Source organism: Enterococcus sp. M-BR2 (genome assembly GCF_056612775.1).
This window is the reverse complement of record NZ_JBWQXK010000001.1, coordinates 18,818-31,386: the sequence shown is the minus strand read 5'-3', so window position 1 is coordinate 31,386 and position 12,569 is coordinate 18,818. Positions and strand designations below refer to the sequence as shown.

Annotated in this window: 8 protein-coding genes and 1 pseudogene; 3 read left to right on the top strand and 6 right to left on the bottom strand. The window is 33.6% G+C overall.

Annotated features, from left to right (window positions below; all coding sequences use genetic code 11):
* Positions 1 to 254 precede the first annotated feature (254 nt).
* Together AC1F25_RS12505 and AC1F25_RS12500 are read right to left on the bottom strand one after the other, a co-directional pair.
* Entirely contained in the window at positions 255 to 1,445 is a 1,191-nt protein-coding gene (locus AC1F25_RS12505; protein WP_010829811.1) for an IS256 family transposase, read from the bottom strand.
* 70 nt (positions 1,446 to 1,515) lie between these two features.
* Complete coding sequence (locus tag AC1F25_RS12500) at positions 1,516 to 1,968, bottom strand: PDDEXK-like family protein (protein ID WP_080113992.1); 453 nt, start codon at positions 1,966 to 1,968, stop codon at positions 1,516 to 1,518.
* A 118-nt stretch (positions 1,969 to 2,086) separates the two neighbouring features.
* Between AC1F25_RS12500 and AC1F25_RS12495 the strand changes: the two genes are divergently transcribed.
* Complete coding sequence (locus tag AC1F25_RS12495; protein ID WP_002295743.1) at positions 2,087 to 2,995, top strand: IS982-like element ISEfm1 family transposase; 909 nt, start codon at positions 2,087 to 2,089, stop codon at positions 2,993 to 2,995.
* A 562-nt stretch (positions 2,996 to 3,557) separates the two neighbouring features.
* Here the strand turns inward: AC1F25_RS12495 and AC1F25_RS12490 are convergent.
* From AC1F25_RS12490 to AC1F25_RS12475, 4 genes are all read right to left on the bottom strand, one after another.
* Positions 3,558 to 6,095 (bottom strand): BpuSI family type II restriction endonuclease, encoded by a 2,538-nt coding sequence (locus AC1F25_RS12490; protein WP_010829812.1) that lies wholly within the window; start codon positions 6,093 to 6,095, stop codon positions 3,558 to 3,560.
* An 86-nt stretch (positions 6,096 to 6,181) separates the two neighbouring features.
* The gene (locus AC1F25_RS12485) at positions 6,182 to 7,267 is read right to left on the bottom strand and encodes a DNA cytosine methyltransferase (RefSeq protein ID WP_010829813.1); all 1,086 of its coding nucleotides are present in this window, start codon (positions 7,265 to 7,267) and stop codon (positions 6,182 to 6,184) included.
* A complete protein-coding gene (locus tag AC1F25_RS12480) occupies positions 7,267 to 8,763 on the bottom strand; it encodes an Eco57I restriction-modification methylase domain-containing protein (RefSeq protein WP_010829814.1) in 1,497 nt (498 codons plus the stop codon). Before AC1F25_RS12480 ends, AC1F25_RS12485 begins: the two co-directional genes overlap by 1 nt.
* Complete coding sequence (locus AC1F25_RS12475) at positions 8,744 to 8,935, bottom strand: helix-turn-helix domain-containing protein (protein WP_010829815.1); 192 nt, start codon at positions 8,933 to 8,935, stop codon at positions 8,744 to 8,746. The genes AC1F25_RS12480 and AC1F25_RS12475 overlap by 20 nt, the downstream gene beginning before the upstream one ends.
* Before the next feature lie 961 nt (positions 8,936 to 9,896).
* Between AC1F25_RS12475 and AC1F25_RS12470 the strand changes: the two are divergent.
* Positions 9,897 to 11,168: pseudogene (locus AC1F25_RS12470) on the top strand (IS1380 family transposase).
* Between the two features lie 271 nt (positions 11,169 to 11,439).
* Entirely contained in the window at positions 11,440 to 12,399 is a 960-nt protein-coding gene (locus tag AC1F25_RS12465) for an IS30-like element IS6770 family transposase (RefSeq protein ID WP_479994377.1), read from the top strand.
* Positions 12,400 to 12,569 lie beyond the last annotated feature (170 nt).

Here is a 12,569-nt window from a genome sequence, read left to right as displayed (position 1 = left end):
AACGCTGTTATATCAAATGTAACATGGTATGACAATTATTTTAGGGCTAATGTGAATATTAAATATTTGGTAGAATATTGGATGCTTTAGTAAATAAACACGGGACGTTGCTTCTTCAACACATTAAAGTATCTATTCCGTAACTAAATCAAGTCAGTCTAATTGAAAAAGAATAATATTAAACTGCTAAAAACAATGCTTTTGGGAGCGTCAATAATTTTGTGTAAATGGTTCTTCCCTACTGTAGATTGTTTCTAATTCTCCATCGGTTGACTCAGCATTTGTTCAAGTTCGCCTTCGGCCTGTTGGAAACCTTTATGACTGCGACCTAGGAACTTTTGGTTGTAAGTATCAAAAGACGAGACTAAGAAACGTTCCATCGACTCTTCATTTTGGAACTGTTCCTTGCGGTGGCTGTATTTCTTGATTTGCTTATTAAAGGATTCAATCAAGTTCGTAGAGTAAATAGTCTTGCGTATGGCTAATGGGAAATCATAGAAAGTGAGCAGGTAATCGTTCGAAAGGATCGATTCCACCATTTTTGGATAGCTGGTTTTCCATTTTTCCGCAAAAGCACCACGTGCTTCCAATGCCGCCTTTTTAGATGACGCTTGATACACCATTTTAAAATCATCACAGACTTCCTTACGATCATCGACACGCACTTTGTGACTGATATTACGGGAAACGTGCACACAGCAATGTTGAAAACGGGCTTTGGGGTATAACCGCTGCACGGCCCCTGCCATCCCCTTTAGGCCATCCGTGATGAAAAGGAGGACGTTTTTCACGCCACGTTCCTGGAGGTCTATTAAAATCTCTTCCCAAATCGTGATAGATTCAGTTGGTGCAATCGCATAACTTAGTACTTCTTTAGTGCCGTCTTCTCGTATACCAATGGCAATATAGATTGCTTCTTTGGAGACGGTTTGCCGTTTTAAAGGAATATAAGTAGCATCCATGAAAATAGCGACATACTTATCATTTAGAGTTCTAACTTTAAATACATTTACTTCTTCAGTCAGCACTTTAGTCATGTTGGACATAGTTTGGGGCGTGTAGTAATGCCCATACATTTTCTCAATCAAGTCTGCGATTTCCGACATGGTAATACCTTTTCGGAAGAGGTGAATGACGGTCTCCTCTAAGGTATCATTCGTCCGTCTATAAGCAGGAACAGTCTGTTGCTTGAACTCGCCGTTGCGGTCGCGCGGAATCTGGAGATGAAGTTCCCCGTACTCGGCCTTGACTGTACGGTCATAGGAGCCGTTACGAGAATTACCCGTGTTAAAACCAATGCGATCGTACTTTTCGTAATCGAGGAAAGCCGTTAACTCCGTTTTGAGAAGCGTATTGACAGCTTTTTCCAAATGGACACGGAATAATTCATTCAAATCGCCTTTGTTCGCTAGAGTCTTTAGAATTTCTGTAGTAAAATCGTTCATATGGAAGTCCTCTTTTCTGTGAATGTGTTGTGGTAACTCTATTCTACAGAAGGGACTTCCTTTTTTCTATTTACACAAAATATTTTACACTCTCTTCAACGATATTCTTGTAAGTAATTATGCCCCAACTAGGATTTGTGGGTTCATTTCCATCTGGAGTTAAAAAAACAAAAATTTTTTTATAGTTAGAATAATTGCGTTCTATATATCTTTGGTATTTATTAAGTTGCCCTCCAGACTCCGAAGACAGAATTTTATTTTCGATGCACACCACTATTTTATTTTTTTCCGATACCAATAAAATATCAATATTCTTATTTTCTCTGTAGACAATTAAATCTTCATAGCTATTAAGTAAAGCATCAAAATAATTGATAGCAGCTTTGGTATCATCATTAGAATCTATATACCTTTTCAAAAACATTTTAAAAAACTCATCAGATAAATTGTGGGTTTCATTTGGAGCAAACAAAAAAGCTAAAAAATTACTATGTCTTATTTCATTTTTAGATAGCTTAAGTATCTGAAATACCCGTGGTGCTAGTTAATTTTTTCCTAGAGGAAAATGTCTAAACATGTTGGTAAATCAACAAAAAAACGCATATAGTAGTCTCAAAACTCCCAAGAAATGAGGACTACATATGCGTTCATCAAAATATACTGAACATTATACAGATACTTTTATAACATTCAAGGAAATTATGAGAACTGTTTCTAACATATACCACAATTGTGTACCAGATAAGATTAAAAACCGAAGAAATACTGATCAACTGAAGCAACGCGATACAGTGATTATTGCTTGTGTTATATGGGGCATAATTAATGGCTATACTAGCCAAAGAGCCACGTATAGAGCGGTTTGTTCCGTCTTATTTCCTAATGGTGACTTTCCTAGTAGGAGTCGATTCACTCGCTTAAGTTCAAACTTAGCTTACACTATCAAGATTATTCGATACTTTTTCATCAAGAAGCTCACCAAAGGTGAACTAGTCGGAATTATAGATAGTTTTCCTAGTCCATTATGTAAACCAGTTAGAAATAGACAAGCAAAACTATTGAATCAAATAGCCAAAGTTGGCTATAACTCAACAAAAAAATCTTATTTTTATGGTCTTAAAATTCATATGATCGTTACTAAGACTGGCTTTCCGATTACTTACTCAATCACGAATCCAGGTGTCCATGACGTGAAAGTGTTAGAGACTTTATCGGAAGAAGCGAATCTTCCCAATATCCTAGGGGACAAAGGATATATTAGCCATAAAATCCATGAAAAGCTTGCCCTTAAGGGCATTACTATATCCGTTCCGCCACGTAAAAACATGGATAAATCAGAAAAACTAGACCACAGCTTACTTGGAAAACAAAGAAAAACAGTTGAGACTGTTTTTTCTTCCTTAGAAAAATTAGGTTGTCAAAATTTCAACTCACGTTCTGTTAAAGGGCTAGAGAGTAGATTTGAAAGCATATTACTGGCTTACAGTGTTCTATTAAGTCGAGCACAACGACGTTTTGAAGGAACTTTGAGATATTCTTTAGGATATTAAAATTAACTAGCACCACGGGTTCTGAAATATATTTGTTTTCCCAGTCCATTTAGATAGTTTTTCTTCAATATCATCCATATCCTCCAATAGATTTTTTAAACACTTTTTTTCATCTATCATGTTTTTTCTCCTTGCCATCATTCTAACTAAAATTTTACGTATTTGTTTCTATGTCTACATTATCTTTTTAACAGTATCTATTTTTCTTTTGCAACTTACTTGGCTACCAAAGCAAATAACAAAGTTATTTATAAATTTCTCTCTACCACTACCTATTGCTATTATTTAAGATAGGGATAATTTTTTCTCTTAAAAAATATCATTATTTGTGATACGGAGCTGGGTATCATGAGTGAATGATATTTTCTGATTTAAATTCATATGTTTTACTACTTTGATAAGAATGCTCTTCTGTGCTATTAGTTCTAAAAGTTAATATTATCCTTAAATTTGATTGTATAATTATGCTACTGTACCAATACCCATTGTTGTTTCTGAGGAAGCAATAATGGGTATTGGTACAAAAAAGCTGGCAACTTTAAATGTTGGCAGCTTTTTTTACTCATGGATTTCTCAAGTCAATCAATTTAGACATTAGGTTAACTAATCCAATATAATCACTCATACTTATTCCTAATTCACGCATCCAATATTCATCGGTTTCATTTAATGATAAATAATTAGAAAAAGATCGTTGATAACCACTAGAATTTATAAAAGGTTTTGAGGCTGAAGAAAAGTTGAGAGGGTATTGAACCATTCCAATCTCTGTAACTTCAACTTTTCTCATGCCTTCTTGAGGTTTGGAGAGCATCTCTATTTGTATTTGACCAAAAATAGACATTAGCCACGACAAAAAGGCCTCTTTCTCAGTCGAAGTTAACTCTAATACAATAAAATTAGTACTAACAACTGTCTCAGCTGTGGTTTCAAATACTTTAAAATCATTCCTAAGAGCACGTGGTATTAATAGTCTTCCTGGAGGCACAAGTCTTTTAGTTACATTCTCCAAAATATTGGCTATTTCTTGTAGTGATTTTTGCTGTCTGGGTTGTGAAGAACTTGATTTTTGTTGACTTAAATAATGTTTTGCAATAGATAATATTTGTAATAATTTTACATTATCAGGTGTTCCAGACACAAAAGCAGTCTCTGGCGGACATAGAGCTTTAACAGTAGTGGAGGTGTGCACTAAAGGTCCATTATCAGGGTAATCTTGAACATTTTGTATTCCTTCTTTTAACCAAGAATGTGGAATCAAACTCTTGACACTATTCCAATATCCCTGCTTTGAAACGTACAGATATTTTCCTTCACCACTATTATCGGCAGATCCTCTAAAGTATTTGCTCCTTTTTAACGTTGAAATACTCTTTGATATATTAGAAAAAAAAGTATCATAGAATGGATACATAGTAGATTTCCAACCACTTGATATTTTTTTACTTAAATCAGATACATTTATATAATTTCTGTCTACACCAAAAGGTGTTCCAGTATCTTGCACTAAGTCACGTAAATCAATTTGTTCAATAGGAAGCGAACTATTAATAATCTCAACATTTGATGGAGAATGCCCCTTATTACCTAGTACAACAACAGTTCCTTTTGTAACGGTCTCAAATAACCCAGTTCTAGGATATGTAAAGATTTTCTTCAATCCAAATTGTGTTAATAATAGTTCTCGAATAGCTGTTGATTCTCTTCCCTTTCCAAATAAGTGTTGCTCAGGAATAACAATCCCTATCACAGTTCCATCTTTGACAAGATTTAATAGCAACTCAATAAACGGGCCTTCTAAAGGCATTTGTCCAACATCAGTAATTGGTTTTTTTCGTCCAGACAACAATTTTATCTTATCGAAAAACATTTTTTTTCTGACAGTGTCTCTTACTCCCGAAACGTAAGGCGGATTCATAACAATAGCATCTACACCACTAAAGTCTTTCTTTGATAGAGTAACGATATCTTTATCAGTAATCTTAGGTGCGTTGGACGGTGAAATAATTCTAGGGAACTTCAATCCAAAACGAATAGATAAAATGTCTTTCAAATATTCTAATCTGTCATTTGCCCAAATATTTGAAGGATTGATATTCTGATTTCTATCAATTATTGCAGATAATAAATTTCCACTTCCAGATGCTGGATCACAATATACTTTTTCATTTGGATTACTGAATTCTGATGAAACTAGTTCCGCAAGCGCAGCAGCTAATTCCATATCAGTCGGAACTATTCCCTCCCCCTCATGTCCCTTGACTAAAAGTTCATGGACCACACTAGCAAATTCATCACCACTATATGTCTTATTTCCAATAGTGGAGGCTTTTTTTAATATTTCGGCTTGCCAATAAGGGCTTCTCGCATCATTCAAAATATTCCCATCGCCTAAAGATTGAAAATCTATTGTGTTAACTAGCTTTTGCAATACTACAGGATTTCTTTGATATGATATAGCATTTCCCCAAACATTAACTACGCTAGGTTGGTAATTTTGCATAATACTACGTATTAATTCATAACCAATGACAGTAATAGCACTGTGCCAGTTTTCAAAATCATCAGTATACTCACAAAGCGTCCTGACAATATCATCATAACTTAGTTGATAAGTACCTGAATCAGTCTGAGCGACTTGAATCATTTGAGTGTAGTCTGCAACAAGTTGTGATTCAAATATTAATGGTGAATCTGAAAATCTACCTGTATTTATAGGGCTAGGATTTACAACTTGATTAATAACTGACGTATTCTGAGGATTATATTTAAATAAATATGTCTTCTCTAAATTCGTAAGTGCAAAATATTTCTGCTCAAAAGTTTGCGAAGCTGCATTAGTGATATAAGACTGTGCTTGAAGTCGATATCTTGTACTCATAACTTGACTTGGCGTTCTTTTTACTTCAATTACAATTAATATGTTTCCAGTATTCTTATTTAGAATAACAAAATCAGGAATAATTCCCTGATAACGATAATGATGTTTTACCTCATATGTTGAATCTAAGCCTAAATTCTTCAACGCAGAATTCAAAGCTCTTTCACATATAGGATGGAAAATTTTTACTTCATCATCCGAATAGTTAATAAATGACATTTTCCTTCTCCCTTCTGAATACATAAACGTTTATAAGCAAATTATACCAATAAAGAGCACTAATGTGCTCTTTATTTAATATATAATCAAATATACTTTTTTAACTCCACAGCAATAATCTCTGAAAGCATCGGAGGAACGGCATTTCCAACTATTTTGTTTCTACCCTGTTTACTTGTCGAAACAATTTCATATGAATCCGGAAACGTTTGAAGTCTCAAAGCTTCTCTAACAGTTATAAGCCGATCCGCTTTATAGTGGATATTGCATCCAACATTTGGACGATTAAAATAAGTATTAATTGTATATGATGGCTTTGACGGCAAAAGTCTCCCATAACAAGTTGTATGTCCACCATTTCTTTGCAAACGTCTAATTCTCTCCGAAGGAACATCTGAAGGAATATCCATGTAATTTCCTCCCGGTTTAACATGAGAAATAATGTACTTATCCAATTCACTCATTGTTGGAGTGAAGTGTTCTGTAACTGTATCACCAGAACGCATTTTCCTTTGGAAATCATTTTGAGGAGAAACCAAATATTCAACAACCTCATTTATTCCTTCAGTAGATTCAGGTAGATCATCTAAAGCTTCTTTAACGCTAACATATGGCAGTAGATTATCATCAGACTCACTATGCGTAGGTTTGGGAAACTTAAATACTTCATCATCTCGCAAACCAACAATTAGAACTCTTTTTCTCCTTTGGGGAATTCCATAATCTGCTGCGTTAATAACTTGCAATTCTAAATTATAATCAAGTTGACTAAATGCGTCTTTTAACAAATCAACTATTTTTTCTCCACTGGAATTCTTTGCAGAAAGTAATCCCGTAACATTTTCAAATACAAAGGCTTTTGGTTTCAAATGCTTGATGATACTAATATATCTCCAAACCAATTGCCCTCTTTCATCTTCAGTATTACGCTTACCAGCAAGAGAAAATGATTGACATGGTGGACCTCCAATAACAACATCCGCTTTAGGTATCTCGTTAATGTCAAACTCATTAATATCACCAAGAATAATATGATCACCTAAATTTTTTTTATAGGTTTCAACAGCGTTTTTCTCATTATCAATTGCCCAAATAATATCGTATCCAGCTTTTTGAAAACCCAAATCAAGGCCTCCTCCTCCTGAAAATAAGCTAACTACTTTAGTTCTCATTATTTTTCTCCTTTCAATCGAAGTTCTTTAATTCGATCTAAACTCTCTACAATACTAGAATATTCTACAGCTGAATGGTTTGAAATTATTTTAGATATTGTTTGAATCTCGCTTTCATCCCCATATTTAGATAAATTTCGAGAAGCCAGGATTAACTGTTCAACTTCCGCCTCATTGAATTCATCCAGATTGGGAAACATCAAGTTTTCAATATCGTATCGTTGTAACTTCAATAGTCCTGCACCATATGTTTTTCCATTTTTTTCCAATTGATAATAGGTATAGTAGTTATTTAATAAAGCAAACATTAAGTATTTATCAATCTTAGGTTTAATAATATAGAAATTATCTCGAGCAAGAACACTTTCATTTAAAATAAATTTCATATCTTTTCGCACAAAATAATTGAACAATATTCCTATAGAATCAATTGAATTTATTTTAAACCAGTTATTATTATTTTTTTTAATTTTTTCCAATAATGTCTTAGGCTTTTTAGATTCTATTATTATTGTTTTGAAATTATTTAGATATTTAATTTCTTCATCCGAAAAAAAATCATCTGTTCCTGGAATAAAAATATCATCTAGATTAGCATTAACCGTGCTATATCCTTTAACAGATTTGGGTGAGGATATTATTTTATGAAGATGCCTTTTGGAAGAAGCGTCACTAAAACCAGGATTAATATACATTTTATTATATCCTGTAGTAATGCCTCTTCGCACAGTAGCTATATTATCGAATTCAACATCAAATCCTAGATTAAGAGATTGATTATCTTTTTTTAAATCTACAAAAATATCTTCTACAACCTTATATGACTTAAATATAGCATTCTTCTGATATTTTCCTTTTCTTATGCGCAAAACTAAAACTTCCACAAGAGCTTTCTTTTCAAATAATTCTCCTAATAAATGAATTTCGTTTAACAAGGTACTATTTTCGTACATCAATTTTTCAAATTGAATGCCCACTTTAGAAGTCAACCAACTATTAGGAAAAATCACTACCATCTCACCACCATATTTTAGCATTGATAGTGATTTTACTATAAAGTACATATACATGTTAGCGGTACTTGGCAATTTCCCAAATAACTTGTCTTTTTTTAGCCGCTCTTTAGTTATGCCAAATTCCGACATATCATCTATTTTCTCTTGCCTAATATAAGGAGGATTCATTATAATTCCATCATATTTAGTGGGATTTTCATTAAACAAAAAATCCTTGTTATACAATTGATTGATTTGAAATTTTTTTTTACTTTTACTATATAGTTTAGAATCAATCTCATACCCTTCAACATTCTTAAAACCTGCCTTTAGCAGAGACTTCAAGAATACTCCATCTCCAAAACATGGATCTAGAATTAATGAGTCTTCACTCAAGCTTAATAAAGAAACCATATAATCAGCTACACTGCTTTTTGTAAAAACTTGCCCTAAATCCATAGCTAATTTCTCTCCCTCATATTCAGATAGAACTTTTTCCATTTTTTACCCACTCATCAAGCTCAGAACATTTGAACGCCCATTTTTTTCCAATTTTAAATGCAGGTATCCCATTTCCTTTCCGTATCCAATCCCTTAAAGTAACGGGTTTAACACTCAAATATTCTGCTGCTTCTTCTAAACTCACCCATTTTTCATTTACATACTTCGTCAATGTTTAAACCTCCCAAAATCAATATTATTTGCGTCTTAGTATTGTAGCAAATATAATTCATTTTCTCAACACTTGCTCATATCTTTTATTATTAAATGATTTTAAATATTATTTTAATCTGTTTTATGTTATTTAGTTATATATATTTTTTTGAAATCGTGATTACTGAAGTACTCATATAATTTAAATAGACAATATAACATTTTTGGTTTATAGAGTTTCTTCACTTCTACTTTTTAAAAATCTATCTGACATTCCATTAAATACGATTATTTCAAATATGACCTATTGGAATTTACTAACATATTTTAGAAATAGCTATGCATTTATAACGCCTTTATTATTATGTAAATCTATATTTTTAATTTGATAAGAGTCACAAACTATAATCAATTCAAAATTATAATCAAAATATGAATGAGATTTTTTCATTTTATAGAATTATCCTTAATAAATATTTGAGACTCCTATAAATACTTATTAGACAAAAATTACATAACAGTAAATATCACAAAGAGCTCTAAGCATACATAGTTTGCAAGAAAATAAAAATGAGATTGTCTGCTCCTATTTTAATTTTAGTAATTTACTTACTTCATCTATATGAATTAAATCAGCTTATCCATAGCAAAATTTGAAAGAAGTACTACATAGAGTACCTCTTTCAAATAGAAATATATTAATTTTTTTATTCGTGATTTTTTCCATGTGTTCAAGCATTTATATATATTACATTTCATAACTTCACTATTAAATAAAATTTATCCTGAATAATTCATAAAATTTCAGGAAACTACAAATAACCTTGCTGCAATAGCATTTTTCACTTGTTCGATAAGCACCCTTTGGGTGTACAAAAAGAACCCCAATCTGATATGGTTAAGTTACCACACTAAAACCATAGAAAGGGGCTCTCTCAATGGCTACATTACACGAAAAAAAGGTATAATTCAACTCTAAACTGACGATTTCAAACACAGGTGGAAATTTGTCCACCGATTCTGGATTGGTTCTCGTCAAAGAATTTATGGAGTCTCTTAATTTCTCCGATCTTTCTAAGCAATACTTGGGAATAGAGGACAAACGTCTCTATCATATCCATGACAATTTTTCTTTGATGGAGCAGTTGATTTATCAAAATATCGCTGGCTATTCGACCGATTCCTCCGCAAATATATTGAAGCAAGACCCTATATTCAAGGTGATTTTGGATAAGTCCAGGCTTGCCTCGCAGTCTTCGATTTCCCGATTCTGGGATCGCATAAGCGAAGAAAATATTTCTCAGTTGCAAGATCTTAACCAAGCCATGATTGATAAAGTACGGTCGGCAAGAAATACGACAGAAATGATCTTTGACTTGGATTCAACCCATTCTGATACTTACGGAGATTAAGAAAACACTGATTACAATGCTCATTATCGAACCAATGGATACCATCCGTTAGTCGCATTTGATGGTTTGACGGGAGATTTCTTAAAAGCAGAACTTCGTTCTGGCAATGTCTACACGTCTAATGGCGTTGGGACATTTATGGAGCCTCTTTTTGAGCATTATAACCAAGTGGTTTCTGTCAGCAATATTCTCGTCCGTGGAGATAGCGGGTTCGCTACACCGGAACTTTACGATCTCTGTGAAGCTTATGACAGCTTCTTTGTGATCCGCTTAAAGGCGAACCGTAACCTTTCAAAAATTGCGGAAAGCTTTATTCAGATTGACGATAACCACCCTTGGGATAAAAAAGAAGTTGTTTATTCTTCAACATCCTATCAAGCAAAAAGTTGGTCCAAAGAACGCCGAGTCTGCATTAAATCAACACGGGAAGCTGATGAACTTCTATTCCGACATGAATACATCATCACCAATTACTCCAATAATGTCTCTGCGGAAACAGTCTTTCGGACTTACTGTAAACGCGGCACCATGGAAAACTTCATTAAAGAAGCGAAGAATGGCTTTTATTTCGATAAGACCGATAGCCCTTCCTTTTTAGAAAATCACGCTCGCATGATGGTAAGCCTGTTGGCTTACAACATCGTTAACTTTATGCGTACGCTTTGTTTCACACAGGGATCGGCCAGCATGCAGGTGGACACAATCCGATTAAAACTATTCAAGGTCGCAGGTAAACTCGTTCGAACAGGACGTAGACTGCTGCTGAAACTCAGTTCTTATCATGTACATCAGGGCTTATTTTATCAAGTCCTCGGAAATATCCAGCAGCTCTGCTGGTAAATAAATCCCAATTTTAAAAATTATATTGTGCTTCAAGGGACGAGTGCGCCCAAATTTGGCTGAACCGCAGCTGTTTACCTAAACAGTTCGGATTTTTTAATCTGTTGGGTTCTGAGACGGAATAAAAAATATAAATTCCGGTAAAATTTAGAGCAACAGATCATTTTTTTATCGGCGCGAATTGTAAAATTAAGTTAGAAAAATAAAAAGGCATTTATGGTACACTCAAATTGTATTTCCGACGAAAGAAAACAAAGGAGTGTAACCATAAATGACCTACAAACATCTTACCATAGACGAACTGACAATGATAGAATCATATTATCTTCAACATAATAAGCCGGTTGAAATCGCTAACCGAATGGGACGTGCTATACAAACTATTTATAATGTAGTCAATAAGTTCAAGCAAGGCAAGACTGCTCTTGATTATTGGCACCAGTATAAAGAAAATAAGAAAAAATGTGGTAGAAAAGTCATTCAATTACCTGCTCATGAAGTAGATTACATTAAAGAGAAAGTCACTCTTGGTTGGACGCCTGACGTCATTATCGGGCGAAAAGAAAGGCCTGTTTCATGCGGTATGAGAACACTTTATCGTTTATTTTCTAAAGAAATATTTGATATTGACACACTACCGATGAAAGGTAAAAGAAAACCCAATGGCCATCAGGAAAAACGGGGAAAACAACAGTATCAGCGCTCAATCCATGATCGACCTGATAATTATCCTGATTTCAATTCTGAGTTTGGTCACCTTGAAGGTGATACGATCGTTGGCATTCATCATAAAAGTGCCGTCATTACTTTAGTTGAAAGATTATCTAAAGTCATTATCACGATTAAACCCAACGGCCGTAAGGCATTAGATATTGAAACTGCCCTTAATCAATGGTTTTCTCGCTTCCCTAAAAACTTCTTTAAATCTATTACGTTTGACTGTGGAAAAGAATTTTCTAACTGGAAAGCCATTAGTAACCAACATGATATTGATATATATTTTGCGGACCCTGGAACACCTTCTCAACGCCCATTAAACGAGAATTCTAACGGGATTCTGCGTCGTAATGGACTGCCGAAATCAATGGATTTTAGAGAAGTGAATCAGACATGTATTTCCAGTGTCAGCAATCAACGTAATCATATTCCAAGAAAATCATTGAATTACAGAACACCAATCGAAATATTTTTGAGCTATGTACAAGAAGCATTTTATTCTAGCTTAATTTGACAAATCATACGGTATGAATTATTCAGGTTAAAAGTATTATTTTTATTATAAGTTTTTTGATTACCTTTTCACTCCTTTCTGTTTACTTTTGTAATCACAAAACCAAAATTAATTTATCATACTTATAATGAATAGTAAATAAAATTGCTTAAAAAGAAATAGGTAGTAAT